General features: G+C 57.3%; 17 protein-coding genes. 11 read left to right on the forward strand and 6 right to left on the reverse strand.

Annotated elements, in window-relative coordinates; all coding sequences use genetic code 11:
• Nucleotides 1-19 precede the first annotated feature (19 nt).
• The 4 genes from HOP44_RS08865 to HOP44_RS08880 all read right to left on the reverse strand — a co-directional run bounded on the left by HOP44_RS08865 (nt 20) and on the right by HOP44_RS08880 (nt 5,244).
• A complete protein-coding gene (locus tag HOP44_RS08865) occupies nt 20-1,948 on the reverse strand; it encodes a serine hydrolase domain-containing protein (protein WP_172252514.1) in 1,929 nt (642 codons plus the stop codon).
• Between the two features lie 227 nt (nt 1,949-2,175).
• Nucleotides 2,176-3,867 carry a diguanylate cyclase gene (locus tag HOP44_RS08870; RefSeq protein ID WP_172252516.1) on the reverse strand — a complete coding sequence of 564 codons (1,692 nt, stop codon included), beginning with the start codon at nt 3,865-3,867 and terminating at the stop codon, nt 2,176-2,178.
• Between the two features lie 233 nt (nt 3,868-4,100).
• A complete protein-coding gene (locus HOP44_RS08875) occupies nt 4,101-4,781 on the reverse strand; it encodes a zinc metallopeptidase (protein ID WP_172252518.1) in 681 nt (226 codons plus the stop codon).
• A gap of 31 nt (nt 4,782-4,812) precedes the next feature.
• Nucleotides 4,813-5,244 (reverse strand): MerR family transcriptional regulator, encoded by a 432-nt coding sequence (locus HOP44_RS08880; protein ID WP_172194274.1) that lies wholly within the window; start codon nt 5,242-5,244, stop codon nt 4,813-4,815.
• A gap of 298 nt (nt 5,245-5,542) precedes the next feature.
• On the opposite strand from HOP44_RS08880, the gene HOP44_RS08885 reads away from it, so the two are divergent.
• From HOP44_RS08885 to HOP44_RS08895, 3 genes are all read left to right on the forward strand, one after another.
• Nucleotides 5,543-6,970 (forward strand): ammonium transporter, encoded by a 1,428-nt coding sequence (locus tag HOP44_RS08885; RefSeq protein ID WP_172252520.1) that lies wholly within the window; start codon nt 5,543-5,545, stop codon nt 6,968-6,970.
• Between the two features lie 78 nt (nt 6,971-7,048).
• A complete protein-coding gene (locus tag HOP44_RS08890; RefSeq protein WP_425501837.1) occupies nt 7,049-8,137 on the forward strand; it encodes a DUF294 nucleotidyltransferase-like domain-containing protein in 1,089 nt (362 codons plus the stop codon).
• Nucleotides 8,134-8,871, forward strand: a complete 738-nt coding sequence (locus HOP44_RS08895) for an exonuclease domain-containing protein (RefSeq protein WP_172252522.1) — start codon at nt 8,134-8,136, stop codon at nt 8,869-8,871. The genes HOP44_RS08890 and HOP44_RS08895 overlap by 4 nt, the downstream gene beginning before the upstream one ends.
• A gap of 318 nt (nt 8,872-9,189) precedes the next feature.
• Here HOP44_RS08895 and cimA read toward each other — a convergent pair whose 3' ends face one another.
• Nucleotides 9,190-10,806 carry a citramalate synthase gene (gene cimA / locus HOP44_RS08900; protein WP_172252524.1) on the reverse strand — a complete coding sequence of 539 codons (1,617 nt, stop codon included), beginning with the start codon at nt 10,804-10,806 and terminating at the stop codon, nt 9,190-9,192.
• A gap of 199 nt (nt 10,807-11,005) precedes the next feature.
• On the opposite strand from cimA, the gene HOP44_RS08905 reads away from it, so the two are divergent.
• The 3 genes from HOP44_RS08905 (at nt 11,006) to HOP44_RS08915 (ending at nt 14,110) form a co-directional block, all read left to right on the forward strand.
• Nucleotides 11,006-12,235 carry a DNA polymerase IV gene (locus HOP44_RS08905; protein WP_216667538.1) on the forward strand — a complete coding sequence of 410 codons (1,230 nt, stop codon included), beginning with the start codon at nt 11,006-11,008 and terminating at the stop codon, nt 12,233-12,235.
• 144 nt (nt 12,236-12,379) lie between these two features.
• Nucleotides 12,380-12,622 (forward strand): ferredoxin, encoded by a 243-nt coding sequence (locus HOP44_RS08910; protein WP_172252528.1) that lies wholly within the window; start codon nt 12,380-12,382, stop codon nt 12,620-12,622.
• A 129-nt stretch (nt 12,623-12,751) separates the two neighbouring features.
• The gene (locus HOP44_RS08915; protein WP_172252530.1) at nt 12,752-14,110 is read left to right on the forward strand and encodes a L,D-transpeptidase family protein; all 1,359 of its coding nucleotides are present in this window, start codon (nt 12,752-12,754) and stop codon (nt 14,108-14,110) included.
• Nucleotides 14,111-14,236: 126 nt separating this feature from the next.
• Here HOP44_RS08915 and HOP44_RS08920 read toward each other — a convergent pair whose 3' ends face one another.
• Nucleotides 14,237-14,374: a hypothetical protein gene (locus HOP44_RS08920; protein ID WP_172252532.1), complete on the reverse strand. Its 138-nt coding sequence runs from the start codon at nt 14,372-14,374 to the stop codon at nt 14,237-14,239.
• Between the two features lie 155 nt (nt 14,375-14,529).
• Between HOP44_RS08920 and HOP44_RS08925 the strand changes: the two genes are divergently transcribed.
• The 5 genes from HOP44_RS08925 (at nt 14,530) to HOP44_RS08945 (ending at nt 19,598) form a co-directional block, all read left to right on the forward strand.
• Entirely contained in the window at nt 14,530-15,621 is a 1,092-nt protein-coding gene (locus HOP44_RS08925; protein ID WP_172252534.1) for a quinone-dependent dihydroorotate dehydrogenase, read from the forward strand.
• Nucleotides 15,622-15,652: 31 nt separating this feature from the next.
• Nucleotides 15,653-16,468 (forward strand): GTP diphosphokinase, encoded by an 816-nt coding sequence (gene yjbM, locus HOP44_RS08930; RefSeq protein WP_172252536.1) that lies wholly within the window; start codon nt 15,653-15,655, stop codon nt 16,466-16,468.
• Nucleotides 16,455-16,979 carry a DUF309 domain-containing protein gene (locus tag HOP44_RS08935; protein ID WP_172252538.1) on the forward strand — a complete coding sequence of 175 codons (525 nt, stop codon included), beginning with the start codon at nt 16,455-16,457 and terminating at the stop codon, nt 16,977-16,979. The genes yjbM and HOP44_RS08935 overlap by 14 nt, the downstream gene beginning before the upstream one ends.
• A 190-nt stretch (nt 16,980-17,169) precedes the next feature.
• Nucleotides 17,170-18,840, forward strand: coding sequence for an RsmB/NOP family class I SAM-dependent RNA methyltransferase (locus tag HOP44_RS08940; RefSeq protein WP_172252539.1), 1,671 nt, complete (start codon nt 17,170-17,172; stop codon nt 18,838-18,840).
• Nucleotides 18,837-19,598 (forward strand): pseudouridine synthase, encoded by a 762-nt coding sequence (locus tag HOP44_RS08945; protein ID WP_172252540.1) that lies wholly within the window; start codon nt 18,837-18,839, stop codon nt 19,596-19,598. The genes HOP44_RS08940 and HOP44_RS08945 overlap by 4 nt, the downstream gene beginning before the upstream one ends.
• The last annotated feature ends 80 nt before the right edge of the window (nt 19,599-19,678 follow it).

Consider the following 19,678-nt stretch of genomic DNA (forward strand, 5'->3'; position numbering starts at 1 on the left):
TTTTGGCACAGAAGAAAAGTCAGCGATAGAACTGCCATACAAGCAGGAGCAGGAGCAGAATCAGCCAAAGCGAAACGGAAAGCAGCAGATTGATTTTGGAGCGTAAGGGAAGGGCCGGGCGGCGTTTGAGTTCAAAAGCGATCAACAGCAGAGCGATCAATCCGGCAGCGGCCAGTACGCTGTTCAGGATAAGCTGCGGCTGAACATCGCTGTACGGGCGTTCGTTCTGGGACAGCATCCGGTAAGCCAGCAGCAGATTGTTGACGGCCAGCAGCAGTCCGCTCCATTGAAGCGCCAGCGTCTTTCTGCGAAGACCCGGCGTACCGTTGCGGGAACGGCGTCTGAACCGGGCAGCCAGAAACGAAACGGGCGGTACGATCAGGAAGAAGAGCAGGGCGATTCCGGCCGCGGCCGCTTGGGCCGTCAACAGCGGCATGGAATGAAGCCCGGACAGAGGCAGGTAATCGGTTGTATAGACCGAAATTCGCTGGATGCGGTCGTTTTCCATATCGATATGCAGGAACGGCCAGGCGCCCAGCTCCGCATCCCCGCTGATTCGCTCGTACAAGTACGGCCGGATCTGCCGGTATTCGCCTTCGAAGCCCGCCAACTTGACGCTCAGGCGGTTGGGCGCTTCGGAGGAGAGATGCAGCATGGACAGATAAGGATAGACGCCCATGAATCCCTGCCCGGCTCGACGGGCCGCGATGAAACCTTCGGAGATCCGGGAAGAGTCGGGTAGAATCGAGTCGGAAGCCGGAATCTGAGGGCTGCCGAGCAGCGCTTGGGCAAGCCCGTGCACCAAGTGGGCTTCACCGGACTGATTCGTCAGGATAACAACGGCAAAATGCTGATCGGGTACCAACTGCAGCGTACTGGAGAAAGCCATCGTATTTCCTCCATGCCCCAGCGTTCGGGAAGCGCCCGGATATTCCCAGAAGCCGTGGGCAATACCGGGCATATACCGATCCGAAGGACGAGAAGGACTCAGCAGGGTCGACAGAGTCTCGGGTTTGTCGAACAGCGGGGTCGCCTGACCGTCTTTCGGCATAAAGGCTGCGGCAAACCGGGCCAGGTCTTCCGCCGTTCCGTTCGCTCCTCCATTGGGATACATGGACATGTAATTCCAGGAGCCTTTGACAAAGTTCCCGGGATCGCCCGACAAGTACCCGAGCGCTTTACGCGCCTGCAGATCGGGACGGCTGCCCAGAACGGATGTGATCTCGGTCTGCTTCATATCCAGCCGCTTGAGAATATGTTCGTTCACATATTCGTTGTAGGGTTGACCGGATATCCGCTCCACGATATAGGCAGCCAGCGAATTGCCGTAATTCGAATACGCGACATTTTCGCCGGGGGGGTAGATTTGCTTCGGTTCGGCCAAGCGAAGGCCTTGTTCGAGCGTCTGGACCTGACCGGGCGAAGTATAGGCCATATCGAACATATACTCTTCGAAGCCTGCGGTATGATTCATCAAATCCATAAAGGTAATCGCTTCGGGATAGGCCAGCCGCTTCAAGAATCCGTCCGGCAGGTAACTGCGGATATCGGCTTCCAGGTCCAGCTTGCCTTCTTCCGCCAGCTGCATCGCCGACGTCCATACAAACAGTTTGCTGATGGATCCCCATTCGAAAACGGTGCCGGGCTCGGCGGGAACCTGCTGGCCGATATCGGCGAGGCCATAGCCTTTGGACAGAATGATCTGTCCGTTCTTGACGACGGCGATCGAGGCGGCGGCTGTCGTCTTGTTGATATAAGGTTCGACAAAATGATCGACGTACGCCTCCAATTCATCGAGGCGGATTCCCGAAGGCATCGTTTCGGCTGCCGGGAGGCTGGCCCCTTCCGCTGAGGATGAATGGGGCATCAGAAACGGCAGCAGAAGCAGCAGCGGCAGGGCAGAAACAAATCTCCGAATCGAACCCCCGGATTTAAGACGTGAGAACATGGACGGACTCCTTTTCAAGGCGGACCGAAATTCGGCGTCCGTCCCCTGGTTGGTTGGTTATGTAACTAACCATATAGCCTTTACCGAATACTGTCAAGGATGTTTCTGCGGCGAATACAAAAAAAGGCACGGCAGCCGGGGTTAAGGGCTGCTGTGCTTTTGGTCAAAGCCGGGAAACCTTAGAGAAAGGTCGGGGAATAGAGAATGAAATCGAACAGTTCGCTCCCTTATCCTGAAATTTGGCGAATCGTGGCAAACTCGATCCGGTTCCGGCCGTTTTTCTTGGCTTCGTAGAGCGGTTTATCGACTTCGGTAAACAGCTGTGTCAGGAAATCTTCCGAATTGTCCGGAAGGCGTTCCTGCTCGAAATCCTCGATCGAGAGAACGCCCAGACTGACGGTGACGCTCACCGGAGCGGGCGCATGTTCCAGAGAAACAAGGTTCGATTCCACGGCGAAGCGTACCTGCTCGGCAATCTGCCGGGCTGTATCCCTCCCCGTGCAGGGCAGATACAGAATGAATTCTTCGCCGCCGTACCGGGCCAGAATGTCCGTGCTGCGAATATGTTTCTTGACGATCTGGGCGGTACGGTACAGCATCTCGTCGCCGGCGACATGGCCGTAACGGTCGTTGATCGATTTAAAAAAGTCGATATCGAACAGCACGAACGAAAAAGGAATCCGCTGCTGCACGTTGTCGATCATTTCCTGCTCCAGCCGCTGCGTCAGGTAATGACGGTTATAGCACTCGGTCAGGCTGTCGGTCAGCGCCATTTCTTCAAGGCGGCGGTTGGCCTGGGACAATTCGAGCCGTGTACGGTCCAGGGAGCGGTTGCGTTCCTGAAGGACGTCGTTCTGCAGATTCAGCTCCCGCACCAGACGCCGTTCATGGGAGACGTCTTGAAAGGTGAGAATATGGCCGATCGGCAGACGCGAGGCATCGAGAATCGGCGAAGCCTGGAGGATGCAGTGCAGGTGGTTTCCCCGCAGAGCCGACCATTCGACCTGGAACACGTCGCTGTCTTTTCTCTTATAGTGTTCGAGGAAGTGCTGGGCGTTGCCGATTACCCGGACGGAAGACAGGAACGCTTCGACATCGAATACATCTCCCGCCTCGATCTCGAGAAACAGACGAAGGGCCCGGTTGGCTTCGACGACCTCCTGCTGTTCATCCAGGACAAGAATGCCGTGCGGAATCGTATTGATGATGTCTTCATGCGCAATCGAGACCAGATCGAACACTTTGTACCGGGTAATGACGAAAACAAAAAACAAATCCGCGATAAAAATGCCGAGCGAAGTCAGACCCGGAATAATAGGCAGAACCTCACGCAGGACCACATTGAGCAAAATATCGAGCAGCGCAAAAAAAGCGAGAGCGCAAATGCCCCAAAGTACGATCCGGATTTGCTTTTTGAGACTTGCGGAAGAAGAAGCCGACCGCAGGGCGCGCAGCAGTACAAACAGCGAAGCGGCAAAATAAACGGCGACCAGAGCCATGACCAGCCAGAACAAAGGACCGTAGAAACGTTCTACGTAGTTGTCGGATGCCGGGCGGGTGAACAAATGGAACGGATTGGAGAAAGTCAGAAGCGAGGCGGCGACCGCGGGCAAACAGATAAACGAGATGGATTTGGGACTCAGCCGCTTATCGTTGCCGGTGAGAAACAAGGTGAACAGCAGCCAGCCGCTGACCAGCATAAGAGTGGCGACGAAAGAGAGCGAAACGTAGAGGAGCTGTCCTTGGGGGGATTGCACGATATGGGTGGCGAATTGGCAGAGCGGCCACAGCACCATGAAAAAGTGGAAAACGAAGTAGACTTTATGCAGATTGGTGATACGTACCGCAAAAAAAATGTAGACGAGCAGGACGGACAATAGAGCGAATAGGAAGAGATCATACCACACTGATAGGCTCACGAACCTTCTCCTTTTGTATGCGAAAGCGGCAGTCGGCTGCAATGCTAAAGTAGATGTATAGTACCATAAAATGAAGAGAATTAGCCAGCATTTATCTGGAGGATCGAAGCTTTACGCGAAAAAGAATGCGTTTATGCCGTTTTACAGCAAAAAACCGGCACGGCGTTACTGCCGGTGCCGGTTGGAGGCAAGAAAGGAATAAGGCCGCCTGCCGGGTAAAGTAGGCTTTTTTATCAGCTGCGGTTATTGAACAATCCGACCAGACGGAGCAGTTCCAGCAGCGAGACCAGCGCGGCGGCTACGTAAGTGAGTGCGGCGGCGTTCAGGACTTTGCCGACTCCGCGTTCTTCTTCGTTCGTAATGTAGCCTTCCGATACCATGACTTCGCGTGCCCGGCTGCTTGCGTTGAATTCGACCGGCAGCGTGATCAGCTGGAACACGACCGTAACGGCGAAGAACAAAATGCCGAATCCGATCAGGTTCGTGAAATCGAACAGGAAGCCGCCAAGAATGAGGAAAGGCGCGACGCCCGACGCGAAGTTGACGACCGGGAAGATCCGGTGGCGCAGCGACAGCATCGGATACGCTTCTTTGTGCTGGATGGCGTGGCCGATCTCGTGGCAGGCGACCGATACGGACGAGATGCTGCTGCCGTAGTAGACGTCTTCGGACAGCGCGACCGTCCGGTTGACCGGATTGTAATGGTCGGACAGCATGCCCGGCACAGGGACGATCTGGACTTCCTGCAGTTCGTTCGTATCGAGCATATGGCGAGCGGCTTCATAACCGGTCATGCCGCTGTGTACCGGGACTTCGCGCCATTTTCTATACGTGCTTTTGACCCGGAACTGAGCCCAGATCGTCAAGATGAACGCGGGAATGATCAGCATATACATCAAAAAATTGAAGCTCATATTCGTTTCCCTCCATATAAGTGTAAGAACATTACATCATCGGGTTTTGTCCAAGCAGAAGTTTGATCGCTTCCATACAGGCGACTCCCTGCGGGACGATTTGGGAAAAGGTTTTGCGGGCCTGCGCAGGATCGAGATCCTGGAGCAGCGGCTGCAGTTCTTTCAATTCTTTTTCCACCTGGGCCAGATGGCCTTCAAGCAGGGTAAGCTTTTCCGATACCCGATCGTCTCCGGTCGCTTCGCTCCATTTGTCGAGCCGCTCGCGGATTTCGTCCAGAGTAAACTTTTCATTTTTCAATTCGTGAATACGTTTCAGCCGCAAAAGCGTCTCGGGACCGTACAGCCGATAGTTGGTCATCGACCGGTCCTGCGGGCAGATCAGGCCCAGCTTGGTATAATAATCGATCGTTCGCTCGCTGGTACCCGCGGCCTTGGCCAGTTCGCCGATTCGGAACAGTTTCATATCCCCATCACGGTCTCACCCTTTCCCAAGTCCCTCATTAAAGTAAGTAAATATAAAAAGATAGTATTGACAAATTCAATTATATCCAATCTAAAGCGTACAGTCAAACGTTATACTTTTTATGAAAACGCGTACTTTGCCGCATTAACGCGCGTACAGCTTTATCGGAAAAAAAAGTCCGAAATAAATTCGATTTTTTTTGGCAAAATCACTTGTCAGCTTTCTTGCCGCGGTCTATAATGACATCAAGAGTTTCACATAATGTTAGATAAAATTACATGAAGAGGGCGTGGGGAATTTGAGAAAGAAGTGGTGGGCAGCGTTTGGAGCACTGACGGCAGCAGCGGCTTTTCCGGTTAGCGCCTATGCGGCGGAAGCGGTAGACGGCGAGGCGTTGACGAACGGCGTGAACATGGCTTTCGTCTTTATCGCGGCGGTACTGGTTATCTTCATGCAGGCGGGTTTCGCTCTGCTTGAAGCGGGGTCGGTCCGGATGAAGAATGCCGGTCACGTAGCGGGCAAGACGATTCTTTCCTTCGGCGTCGCGAGCATTGCCTTCTGGGCTTTCGGTTTTGCTTTCGGTTTCGGCAACGGTAACGGCTTCTTCGGTTTCGAAGGTTTCTTCTTCGGCGGAGAAGGACAAGCTTCTTCCTTCGATTCCGTGAACGGCTTCGGTCTTCCGGTTTCGCTGATGTTCCTTTTCCACCTCGCCTTTGCGGGCGTCTCGCTTGCGATCGCCGGCGGCGGTCTGGCGGAACGCGCCAAACTGAGCGTATATATTGTGTTCGGCGCTTTGTTCACCATCATCATCTATCCGGTTATCGCGCACTGGGTATGGGGCGGCGGCTGGCTCGGTTCGATGGGCATGCAGGATTTCGCAGGCTCGACGGTTGTCCATCTGACGGGTGCTACGGCGGCGTTGGTTGCGACGATTATGCTCAAACCCCGTTTGGGTAAATACGGAAAAGACGGCAAACCGAACAGCATCCTCGGTCACAATCAGGTTCTGTCGGTACTGGGCGTTATTATCTTGTGGGTGGGCTGGTTCGGCTTCAATCCGGGCAGCGCCCTGTCGGTTATGGACGGCTTCTTCGCCTACGTGGCGCTGACGACGAATATCGCGGCGGCAGCGGGCGGCGTAGCGGCTCTGCTGATTTCCTGGATGGTGTTCGGCAAAGCTGACATCCCGAGTATGCTTAACGGCGTATTGGCGGCTCTGGTCGCGATTACGGGTTCGTGTGCTTTCGTCGAGCCTTGGGCAGCGGTCGTAATCGGTCTGGTTGCCGGCGTACTGACGTTCTTCACGGCGCAGTGGTTTGAAAAAGCGGGAGTCGATGATCCGGTCTTCGCTTTCTCGGTACACGGGATTGCCGGGATCTGGGGCGCTTTGAGCACAGGATTCTTCGCCACTCCGGAATTGGCTACCGACAAAGGACTGGGTCAAGCGGGCCTGTTCTACGGCGGCGGTCTGCACCAGCTGGGCGTTCAGGCACTGGGCGTTGTCGGCACGCTTGCCTTCGTAGGCGCCGTGACCTTCATCATCTTCTATGTCATGAAAGTCACGATGGGCATCCGCGTTACGGAAGAAGAAGAAATGATGGGTCTGGATATCAGCGAACACGGCAACTACGGATATCCGGAACAAATGAAGATGGCGGGCGAAACGACTTTCAACGGTCCGACAAACCCGGAATCGGGCAGCAAACGTACACCGGCAAACGCTTGAGGTCGGTAAAATAATCAGGCGGGAAGCGAAGGCGTACCGGCACCGCAGCGGCGGCCGGGCAATGAAAGGGGGAATCCGGTGAAACCGAGGGGCTCGTACACGGACCAAGTATCCGTACAGCGTGAAGATTTATCGCAGATCCGTTCCCCCGAAGCGCTTCGTGCGAAACGGATTGTCATGCAGCGCAGGCTGATCGAAGCGCAGGCCGGCACGGATCCTTTGGACTGGAACGCTTCGGTCAACGAAATGCACGACGATCTGATGCGGCATGCGGTCGAATTATGCGAGCGGGAGATGGGGGAGGCGGGCTTCGGCCAGCCTCCCGTCTCTTATGCTTTCGTTGTTTTCGGCAGCGCGGGCAGACAGGAACAGACGCTTTGGAGCGATCAGGACAATGGATTGGTACTGTCGGATATCGAGCATGAAGACAAAGAAACGTATTTTGCGGAGTTCGGACGTCGGTTGACCGATATTCTGGAGTCGGCCGGGTATGAGAAATGCGAAGGGAAAGTCATGTGTTCGGAGCCGAGATGGCGCCGTACCGCTTCGGAATGGTCGGCACAGCTCCGGGCCTGGAGAAGCGATCTCAGCTGGGAGCCGGTCCGATATTTGATTATCGCTTCGGATTTTCGCTGGATAGCGGGCGACGAACGGCTGGCCGAAGACTGGAAACGCGATTTCTATGACGGACTTCGCGGAAATACGGAGCTGCATGCCGCCATTTTGCGCAACACTGTAAGGCACAAGAAAACGCTGAACGTGCTTGGACAGGTCGTGACCGAACGCTTCGGCGACCATGCGGGAGATTTCGATGTCAAATACGGCATGTATATTCCTCTTGTCAACGCCGCCCGGTTTCTGGCGATCCAGCACGACGTGGAAGAGTCGTCGACCCTGCGCAGGCTTCAGAAGCTTATCCAGTTCGAGGCGGCTTCGCTGCCGCTGCTGGAGCCGGTCTATGAATCGTTTGTCACGGCGCTGCGGCTGCGCGGTATGACGGAATCGACGGAGAAGAGCGGACTGCTGCAGAGCAGCGGTTACTTGACTCAGGAAGAGCTGAAGAAGAAAGAACGGTTTTACGAACTGCGGAGTGGGCTGATTCGGGTGCGCAAGCTGCATCGTGAACTTCAGCGTCAGCTCAGATTCGCGGAAAGGAGACGTGCATGAAGGAACCGGCTGGGTCGAGAAGCGGATTCTGGAACATGCTGCGCAGTGGAGGGGTTCCTTCCGCGGTAGCCTCGGTATTCGGGGGACAAAGTGCCCATCAGATGGCGTTCATCCGCTCGCTCAGCCGGGAACAGCGCAGACCGGAAGCGCTGATCACTCCGCTGACGGAGCTTGAGACCGTCGTGTTCGATCTGGAGACGACAGGGTTCAACTGCCAGAAAGGCGACGAGATTTTGTCGTTCGGGGCGGTCAAGATGCGGGGCGATCAAGTGCTCGAGCGCGAAACGTTCTATACGCTCGTCAATCCGCGGATAGAGATTCCGCCGCATATTACCGATCTGACCGGTATCACGCCGGAGATGGTGGAACAGGCGCCTTCGCTGATCGAAGCGCTGCATGGCTTTATGGCTTTTATCGGCCATTCGGTACTGGTCGCCCATGCCAGCGCGCACGACAAAGCGTTTCTCAATACGGCGCTGTGGAAAACGTCCAAAGCCCATCTGACACATCGGGTGATCGATACGATGATGATTGCCAGGCTGCTCAACCCGGCGAGAGGCGGTTACGGACTCGACGAACTGCTGCAGGAAGAAGGAATCGAGATCAAGGAACGCCATCACGCCCTGGGAGATTCGCTGATGACGGCGAAATTGTGGGGCGGGTATATGAACCGGGTACGCGAAGAACAAATCTCGACGCTGGGCGATCTGTATGCCCGGCTGAGCAATGCTTGATTGGCCGCGGATGGCTTTAACCGGATATCCGCCCAAATTAAAAAGATCCCGCCCCGCAGAAGGGGACGAGATCCGCTTTATATGTAGGGTACATGGGGAAGATCCGGATGTCCCAAGGGGCAAGCGGCGGGTCTGGCGCTACGCGGTAGACCGGGGCTGCCTTCCGGTCTGCATGCCGCCCGCTGCGTTTTACCTGCAGGCCGAGAACGGACGCGTGCTTCGGTGCGCCCCTCAAAGCCTGCTGCCCATGTTTACCCCTCCCATACTGGGCTTTTCGCTGCGGCGGGAAGCCGCTTTTTTTTGTCGTTCGTTTACCGGTTAATGATTGAGCAGTCCCGGACGCGGTTCCAAAGCTGCCGCGCCTGCGGCAGGTTCCTGTCCAAGCAGCGCATAACGCATACTGTCGACAAGGGCTTCCCAGCTGGCTTCGATGACATTGCCGGATACGCCGACCGTACTCCAGGCATTTTCGGCGTCGCGGGATTCGATCAGCACCCGGACTTTGGAAGCGGTAGCTTCCTTGTCGTCGAGCACACGGACTTTGTAGTCGCTCAAGTGCATATCGGTCAGCTGCGGATAATAATGGAGCAGGGCTTTGCGCAGCGCGTTGTCGAGCGCATTGACCGGTCCGTTGCCTTCGCCCGCCGTATAGAGGCTTTCTCCGCCGATCCGAAGCTTGACGAACGCTTCCGAAACGACGGGCTTCCCGGCGGATTTTTCCACCAGCATCTTGAACGATTCGAACACGAACAGTTCCCGGACCTCGCCGCCCGCTTCTCGCAGCAGCAGCTCGAGCGAAGCATCGGCGCCTTCGAACTGGTAGCCGCGGTGCTCGAGATCTTTGATCCGGCCGATCGTTTCCGCGGCCTGCGGGCTTTTGGGATCAAGTACGACCCCGAGTTCCCGCGCTTTGGAGACCAGGTTGCTTTGGCCGGCAAGTTCCGACACCAGAACCCTTTGTTTATTGCCGACAAGTTCCGGGGCGATATGTTCGTAGGTTCGGGAATCGCGCAGAATCGCGGAGACATGGATCCCGCCTTTGTGCGCAAACGCGGCGGTGCCGACGTAAGGTTGACCGGCCGGCATATGGACATTCGCGATTTCGCTTACATAACGCGCCGCAGGCACGAGCTGGGCAAGTTTTTCGTCCGGAAGACAAGGCAGTCCCAGTTTGAGTTGGAGATTCGGAATGACGGAACACAGATTGGCGTTGCCGCAGCGCTCGCCGTAGCCGTTGATGGTTCCCTGGACCTGCAGCGCACCGGCCGATACGGCGCTGAGCGCATTGGCTACGGCCAATTCGCAGTCGTTGTGCGTATGGATTCCGAATTTCGCTTCCGGCATCGCTTCTACCAGCGCGGCCATCGTACTGCGGATCTCGCCTGGCATCGTACCGCCGTTCGTATCGCACAGCACAAGCCAATCCGCGCCCGCTTCATGGGCGGCTTGCAGCACCGAACGGGCATAACCGGGATTGTGTTTGAATCCGTCGAAGAAATGTTCCGCGTCAAAAATGACTTCGAGTCCTCGGCGCTTCAGATAGCGGATCGAGTCTTCGATCATCGCCAGATTTTCTTCGAGCGTCGTCTGCAGGGCGGTATGAACATGGAAGTCCCACGATTTCCCGACAAGCGTTGCCGCCTGGGCGCCGGATTCCGCGATTCGCTGCAAATTTTCGTCCTCGTCGGCAGAGCCGCCTTTGCGGCGGGTGCTGCCGAAAGCGGTGATCTTCGCTTTGAGCCCCAGCTCCTGCACGCGGCGGAAAAATTCGATGTCTTTGCCGTTGCTGCCGGGGTTGCCCCCCTCGATATAATGCACGCCCAGCTCGTCCAGCCTGACGGCGATCTTCAGCTTATCGTCGGCCGAGAGGCTGATTCCTTCCCCCTGTGTGCCGTCTCTCAGTGTCGTATCGAAAATCGTGATGGACCGTGTCATGGAACTGCTCCCTTCCGACCGTATTAATTGTCGATTATAGCATGAACGCGTTAAACCGGTATAGTGGGCAGGTTAACAATTTTGCGTTAAAATAAGGAAACAAACGTTTGGCGCTTGCGCGGGAACAGGAGGGAAGACGGTGACGGGAGAGGTGCAGAGCTATTACCCCGCCAAAGGGCGGGTCATTTTGCATGTCGATATGAACGCTTTTTATTGTTCGGTACATGAAGCGGAAAGTCCGGAGCTGTACCGCGGAAAAAAGACGGCGGTTGCCGGCGACAGCGAGAAGCGGCGCGGCATTGTCGTCACCAGCTCCTATCCGGCCCGCAGCCAGGGGGTGCGAACCGGAATGACGGTCAATCAGGCGCTGAAGCTGTGTCCGTCGCTGATTCTGATCAAGCCGGATTTCAGGCTGTACCGCGCTTACTCCAGAGCTTTCCGCGAAATTCTCTACAGTTATACGCCGATGATCGAAGCGACATCGATCGACGAGTGTTACATGGATATTACCGGTTCCAAGCAGTTCGGTACCCCCCTGGATATCGCGGAAGAGATTCAGCGGCGGATTCAGAGCGAGCTGTCGCTGCCCTGCTCGATCGGAGTGGCGCCGAACAAGCTGCTTGCCAAAATGGCATCCGATATGAAAAAGCCGAGCGGCATCTCCGTACTGCGGATCCGCGATCTGCCTTACACCCTGTGGAGCCGGCCGTGCGGGGAACTATTCGGAGTCGGCGAGAAAACGGCGGAGAAGCTGGCCCGGCTCGGGATCCGGACGATCGGGGAACTTGCGCGAACAGACGAAAAACGGCTTCAGGCCTCATTTGGGGTATTCGGCGCCTGGATGAAGCGGGCGGCGAACGGCCAGGACTTTTCCGAGGTGCAGTCGGTTCCCGAACCGAGCAAATCGGTCGGACACACGACAACGCTGCCGTACGATGTGACCGAGTCGGCCGAAGCGCTGCGGGTTATCTTGAACCTGAGCGATCAGGTCGCAAGGCGCATGCGCAGGCAGCATCTGCTGGCGGGAACGGTGCAGATCACGATCCGTACGCCGGAAATGAAAACGATCACGAGGTCCCGGACGCTTGCCACCCCGACAGAGACGGCCGACGAAATTTACCGTCAGGCGAAAGAGCTGTATCTCAAACACTGGGGCGACGGAAAGCCGGTCCGGCTGCTCGGCGTAGCCGCACAGAGCCTGACGGACAAGAGCGAATCGGTCATCCAGCTCGATTTGTTCGATTACGAAAAGCAGCCCAAAAAAGAAAAATTGACCGAGATTATGGACCAACTGCGCGACAAATTCGGCGAAGATGCCCTGATGACGGCCGGCATGCTCGAAGAAGACGGGACCAAACGGATGAAAGCGGGACGTACGCCCGGGATTTCTTTTCACGGAGAGCGCGGTTCGGGCCCGGAAAACGATTGAAAAACGAATGAAAATGAAACGTAAGAGTGATTGAAATCAAAAAACGTTTATATTATAGTTAGAGGGATAAAGGCTCTTAAAAGAATAAGTTTCTTGACAAGAGAATCGGCGAAGCCGATAGAACGCATATAGGAGGGAACAACGATGAGCAAATATACCTGGGTCGACAAAGATACATGCATCGCATGCGGAGCATGCGGCGCGACCGCTCCGGATATTTACGATTACGACGATGAAGGTCTGGCCGAAGTTATTTTCGACGGCGACGGCAACCACGGAGTCAAGGTCATTCCGGAAGACATGCACGAAGACATGATCGACGCATGCGACGGATGTCCGACCGATTCGATCATGATCGCGGACGAACCGTTTAACAAAGAAGGCTGATTCGACTCGCAAGCGCCGAATACAGGGCAGATCCGAGAAGCGTCTCTCTCCTGAACGTACAGGCGGGAGGCGCTTTTTTACGGAGGCGGAGCATTGGGCGTATGGTTGTGACAAAGGAGCGGAAGAGCCGTGACGCGTTTTCCCCACTTGAAAAAGTATGTGCGCGAGCATCCGGACAACAAAATGGCCTGGTATCTGCTCGGGAAAGAATACGAAGCGGACGGCCAGCCGGGCAAAGCGAATTATTGTTTCAACCAGGCGCAGGAAGTCTACGAAGCCTACGAGCACGCGCATGTGCCCGAAGATATTCTGGTCGAATACGAACAGAAGCTGCATGAAGCGGCAAAAAAGCGCGAAAAACGTACCGCAAGGCGGCGGAAATGGCTGCTGCTGGCGGTTCTGCTTTTGCTTGCCGGCTTTCGGTATGCGGAAGCGCCGGGGATCGACGCGCCCCGTTTCGCGGCGCAGACCGATGCCTCGGCGGGCGCTGCGGCCGGGCTTCCCGCTGTCGTCTTTACGGCGGCGGAACAAGGAAGACCGGCGGCGCTAGGGACGGCCGCGGCGGATTATCTGCGCGACGGGCGCAAGGTGCGCGCGTCGGTACTCGGAATGGAGCGTCAAGGGAAGTGGCTGATCTGGCGGGAAGGCATGCCGGTGGCGGCCGAAGTGGAACCGGGCGAAAAAGCGGGAGAAAGCGTGCTGCGCAGTTATGACCCGAAAGTTTGCGACTGCAAAGCCTCGACTTCTCCGGCGCAGCGCAAAGCGGCCAAAGCCTGGATGTCCGAACAGGAAAGTCTGGCGGCCCTGTCTTCCGCCATCGGCAGCTACCGCTCGGACGGAGGCAAGATTCCGAAAAATCTCAAAGATTTGAATCGTCCGTTCCCGGACAATGTACTGTCGGGTTCCACGCCGGCGATGAGCCGTTCGTTTGCCGCGTTGACGGCCGCCATGAAACGGGAAGCCTACGGGCAGGAGGAGCTTCCGCTCTCGTCTTCTTCCGGCGGCCCGGCTTCGGCTTCTACGCTCGGCGGCAGTCCCTATTTGGAGAAGCCGCTCGAGATTATCGTCGACCGAAGCCGGCACCGGCTTGCCATCGTCAGCGGCAGCGTGCTGCTGCGCAATTACGAAGTAGGTCTTGGCGGCAGCAAAACCCCGACGGGCACCTACGCCATCAGCGACAAAGTGGTCAATCCGAACGGCCGGTCAAACGGCGAATTCGGCAGTCGGGGCATGCAGCTGTCGGATACCGATTACGCCATTCACGGCACGAATGATCCCGGCAGCATCGGCGGCGACGAGTCGCACGGCTGCGTGCGAATGAACAAAAGCGATGTCGAGGAATTGTTCGATCTCGTTCCGGCCGGCACCAAAGTGACGCTGACGGACGATGTGCTGCCGGAAGAACTGTTGATTCCGAAACAGCGCTTCCGCTCGGGAGACCGGCAGGATCAGACAAACGACCAAAAAGTTTATAAATGGCTGAACTGAACGGTACATCTGCAGCCCAATCAGCCGGGATCGCTGCCGATTAGACCGCAAAAAAGCCCCGTACCGGCCAAAAGGCCGGAACAGGGCTTGGTTTCGGGAGGGAGCCGAAACGGTAAGCGATGACCGTCAGAGCTGGGCCCAGACGATCAGGGCGCTGACGACAAGAACGAACAGAGCAAGGCTGCCGCCGATCCAGAGCGCGGCTTTGCGGTTGATCTCTTCCTTTTTCTGTTTTAGGGCGGGAGGTTTGCGTTTGACAGCCATCGTCATCTGCTCCTTTCGAATTATCGGTATCCTCATAATTGTAAATCTCTTTTTGCCGGATTGTAAGAGGGTTTTTGCATTGCGGAATGCTTTCCTTTTAACCGGCTTCCGGGTAAAATCAATAATGTTAGCAGAGAAGAATGGGAGTGAGCCTCTTGCTGTATGAACGCTTTGCCAAACCGCTGTTTTTCCGGATGGATCCCGAAAAGGCCCACCATCTCGTCATTGACGGCATACGCCGCGCAGCTGCTGCGCCCGGCGGTCTTTCTTTGCTGAAGGGACTGTACGGCGTGCCGCGCGACGAATCGCTTGCGACGGAGCTGTCGGGTCTGTCTTTCCCGTCTCCGGTCGGATTGGCTGCGGGACTGGACAAAAATGCCGAAGCGGTACCGGGATTTTCGACCATCGGTTTCGGATTTATGGAAGTCGGGACGGTTACGCCGGCCGGTCAACCCGGCAATGAACAGCCGCGGCTGTTCCGTCTTCCGCCCGACGAAGCGCTGGTCAACCGTATGGGGTTCAACAACAAGGGAGCGGAAGAGATGGCGGTCCGTCTGGCGGCTCTTCGCAGCCGTCCGGTCCCGATCGGCGTGAATATCGGCAAAAACAAGATCACACCCAACGAGGAAGCCCATCTCGATTACGAACGCTGTATCCGGGTACTTTATCCGCACGCGGACTTCTTCATCGTTAATATCAGTTCGCCGAATACGCCCGACCTGCGCAGTCTGCAGCACGGCGAAGAGCTGCGCAGACTGCTCTCCGCCGTGACGGCGGAACTGGCCGATCAGGCGGGTTCCGCCCGGCCGAAGCCGGTGTTTGTCAAGATCGCGCCGGACTTGACCGACGAAGAGCTCGGGCAGACGGTAGAAGCCATTGCGGCCGCCGGCGTATCGGGGCTGATTGCGACCAATACCACGTTGTCGCGGGAAGGACTGGCGCATGACAACCGCAGCGAAGCCGGCGGACTCAGCGGACGGCCTCTGACTTTCCGTTCGACCGAAATTGTCCGGCAGGTGTATGCGCAAACCCGGGGAAGCCTGCCGATCATCGGCAGCGGAGGCATTTTCACGGCGGAAGACGCTTATGCGAAGATTCGTGCCGGCGCCAGCCTGGTCGAGATCTACACGGCTCTGATCTACAAAGGACCGGAAATCAATCGGCAGCTGCATACGGGTCTCAAGCGCCTGATGCAGACAGACGGGTTCACCCATATCTCCCAGGCGGTAGGCGCCGACCACCGCTAAAAGGGTGAAGGAAGACAAGGAGGCACATAGCATGGACGGTAGAAACTGGGAAACATTTTTGCTTCCATATGAACAGACGGTCGAAGAGCTGAAAGTCAAGTTCAAAACGATGCGATCCGAACTCAAAAAGCGCGAGGAATACGCACCGATCGAGTTCGTGACCGGACGAGTCAAACGGATTACCAGCATTTTGGAAAAAGCCGAACGTCTGGATGTGCCGATGGACCGGCTGGAGGAAGGGATCGAGGATATTGCCGGAATCCGTATTATGTGCCAATTCGTGGAGGATATCCGCCGCGTAGCCGAGTACATCCGAGCCCGCAAAGATCTGACCGTTCTGTACGAAAAAGACTACATCACCAATTATAAGGAAAGCGGCTACCGCAGTTTCCATATGATTATCCGCTATCCGGTGCAGACCGCGCTCGAACAGAAAATCGTGTTGGCCGAAATCCAGATCCGCACGCTTGCGATGAATTTCTGGGCCACGATCGAACATTCGCTCAATTACAAATACCGCGGCGGTCTGCCTGGCGATATGCGCCTGCGCCTGCAAAAGTCCGCTCAGGCGGCTTCGGTGCTCGACAGCGAGATGTCCAGTATCCGCGAGGAGATTCTCGATGCGCAGAAGCTGTTCGAAGACGACGCGAATATCGTTTCGACGCTGCTCAAAATGATTCACCGGCTGTATTCCTACCATCTGGTCGGCGAAGCGATCGCTTATCAGGCTTCGTTCGGGGAACTGTTCGCGCGGCGCGACTACGACGGGATGAAAGCGATGCTCGAAGAAATCAAAGCCATTATCGCATCCAAGCATGAGGAAGATCCGGAAGATGACTTTTTATGAGCCGAAGTACGTCGAATTCCTGATTTATTTCAATCGGGACCAAGACTACTTCGAATGTCACGAGGTGCTTGAAGAGCTGTGGCTCGAACGCGGGCGCGATCCGCTGTATTCCGGTCTGCTGCAGATCGCCGTGGCGCTGTACCATTTCCGCAACGGCGGCGTCACGCAGGCGTACGACAAGATCGAGGGGGCGCGCAAAATGCTGCGGACCGCGATACGCAAGCTGTCCGGGTATCCCGCCGATACGCTGGGTATCCGCTTGGACAAGCTGGTGTCGGATGCCCGGCTGTACCTGGATCGATTGGAACGGTACGAGCAGGAACCGTTCGGTTTCTATCCGCTTCAGATCGAGCTTGCCGATCCCGCCTTGACCGAGCGGGTCCGCCTCACAGCCGAGACCCTTGCGCCCCATATCCCGCAGCGTACCGGTTATTCGCGCGGTCCCAAAGCCAAACCGGGAAAGGCGCCGTCTGCCGATCATGATGCCGAGGGCGGATCATATGCCGACTAAGAAGGCCGCGCCGCGCGGAGTGAACGCGATGTTCCCGCCGCGCCCCGCCCGATCGGATCGCCGGCTTCGGCTCCGCTGAGGATTCCTTGAACGACAGGCCCGCTCCGCAGGGCCGCGGCGAACAGCCGCGGGGCGGAGCGGGCCGTTTTGCGCCCGCAAGTCCGGGCAGAGAAGAACGGAGGACAATTGTATGGGCATTCAGCTTCCGCCGCTGTTCGAGTCGCGTATGCGGCAATGGCTCGGCGGCGAATATGAAGAATTTATCGCCAGCTACGATCGTTCCCGCTATGCGGGACTGCGCGTCAATACGCTGAAGATCGGTCTGGACGAATTTCGGGCATCCAGTCCGTTTGCTTTGAGACCGATTCCCTGGTGCGAGACGGGGTTCTACATCGACGAGAATGAACGGCCGGGCAAGCATCCTTATTACCATACGGGACTGTATTATATCCAGGAGCCGAGCGCCATGGAGCCGGTCGAAGCCCTGCGCGTCTCTCCGGGCGACCGGGTACTGGATCTGTGCGCCGCTCCGGGCGGCAAATCCACGCAGATCGCCGCGAAGCTGCGCGGCGAAGGCGTGCTGGTTACCAACGATATCAGTATGGAGCGCACCAAGGCTTTGGCCAAAAACATCGAAATGAGCGGGGTACGCAATGCGGTTGTGCTGAACGAAACACCGGAGCGGATCGCGGAGAAATTCCCTGCCTATTTCGACAAGATTCTGGTCGATGCGCCGTGTTCGGGCGAAGGCATGTTCCGCAAAGACCCCGACGCGGTCCGTCAATGGGAGAAGCATTCGGTGGAAGTCTGCACCGTCATGCAGCGCGATATTCTCGATACGGTCGCTTCGATGCTGGCGCCCGGCGGACGGATCGTGTATTCGACGTGCACGTTCTCGCCCGAAGAGAACGAGGCCATGATCGCGCTGTTTCTCGCACGCCATCCGGACTTTGTCGTTGGCGAGCTGCCGCACTCGCCGCTGTTTGCGCCGGGGCGGCCGGAATGGACGGCCGGGCTGATCGAGAGCGGCGGCGGGCTGTCGCCGCTGCTGCACCAGGCGGCCGAAGACGGGGAGCCGCCGCTTTCTTCGCGGCCCGAAGCGCTCGCGCAGACGGCGCGGGCGGCGCGCATCTGGCCGCATCTCGCCGAAGGCGAAGGGCATTTCGTGTGCGTGCTGGAGCACACGGGAGAACAAGCGGCGCTTTCCGGCAGCGCCGCCGCTTCCCCCGGCCCGGTGATCGGGGCCGGGGAACCGCGGCCGGCCGAGTCTCCGGCCGGCCTGCGCAGAACCGGCGGCCCCGCGGCGCCGGGCCGCACAAGCGACCGCGGCGCTTCGCCGCGCCGCGAAGACAAGTCCGCGCGCCAGGCTCGCGGACGACGCAAGGACGCCTATATCCGCGAGGAGGCGTCCGAAGAAAGCGTGCGCCGCGTATGCCTCGACTTCCTGGCGGCGCAGTTGACCGCGCCGCTGCGCGGCACGCTGCTGATCTCCGGCGGCTATGCGTACGCCTGTCCGGTGGAGCCCGAGCGGCTGCGCGGGCTCAAAGTGCGCCGTTCCGGTTTTCAGCTCGGCATGGTCAATGCGGGCGGACGGTTCGTGCCGTCCAACGCTTTGGCCGCCGCACTGACACCGGGTGAGTCGGTCCGTTCGGTAAATCTGTCTTCTTCCCTGCCCGAAGCCGTCTCGTACCTCAAAGGCGAGACACTGACTTTCGGCGAAGAACGGATATGCCGCGCCGACAAGGCGGACAGCAAAGGTTATGTGCTTGTGGCGATTGACGGCTGTTCCGCCGGTTGGGGAAAATGGGCCGCGGGCGTACTGAAAAACGAATATCCGGCAGGATGGAGATGGAACGGATGAACAAGGAAACAAACCAAAAAAGCGGCAAAAAGCTGCGTGTCGACAAAATTTTGTCCCATCTGGGTCTGGCTACGCGCAGCGAAAGCAAGAAGCTGGCCAAACAGGGACGCATTACGGTCGACGGCCAGCCGATCAAAGACACGGGACTGCAGGTCGATCCCGAAACGGCGGCAATCGAGCTTGACGGTCAGGCCGTGCGCTACCGGGAGTTTGTCTATCTGCTGCTGAACAAACCGCAGGATGTCGTCTCGGCTACCGAAGACAAATGGGATCGGACCGTTATCGATCTGCTTGATCCCGAATATCTGGCTTTCGAACCGTTCCCGGTCGGCCGGCTGGACAAAGACACCGAAGGCCTGCTGCTGCTGACCAACGACGGCCAGCTGGCGCATGAGCTGCTGTCTCCGCGCAAACACGTGCCCAAGACGTATGAGGCGATCGTGCTGGGCGCGGTCGACGAAGCGGATGCGGAAGCGTTCAAAGCCGGCGTTACGCTGGATGACGGCTATCAGACGATGCCGGCGGAACTGGAAATCGTACGGCGCTACGAATCGGAAGGCGAAGACCACGCCGAGATTCGTCTGACAATCAAGGAAGGCAAGTTCCATCAGGTAAAGCGGATGTTCGAAGCCGTAGGCAAACAGGTCGTTTTTCTCAAACGGGTCTCGATGGGCACACTCGTACTCGATCCGCAGCTTGAGCCGGGAGAGTACCGCGAACTCAGCGAAGAGGAGCTTGCGAGCCTGCGCGGGGAATAAGCGTTTGGGAAACAGGTCTACGCCTGCTTACCCTTTACCTTTGGCTTCCTTGTGGGCTATCATCAATAGAAGGAACGCGT

The sequence above is a fragment of the Saccharibacillus deserti genome, assembly GCF_013618475.1.
GTDB lineage: Bacteria > Bacillota > Bacilli > Paenibacillales > Paenibacillaceae > Saccharibacillus > Saccharibacillus deserti.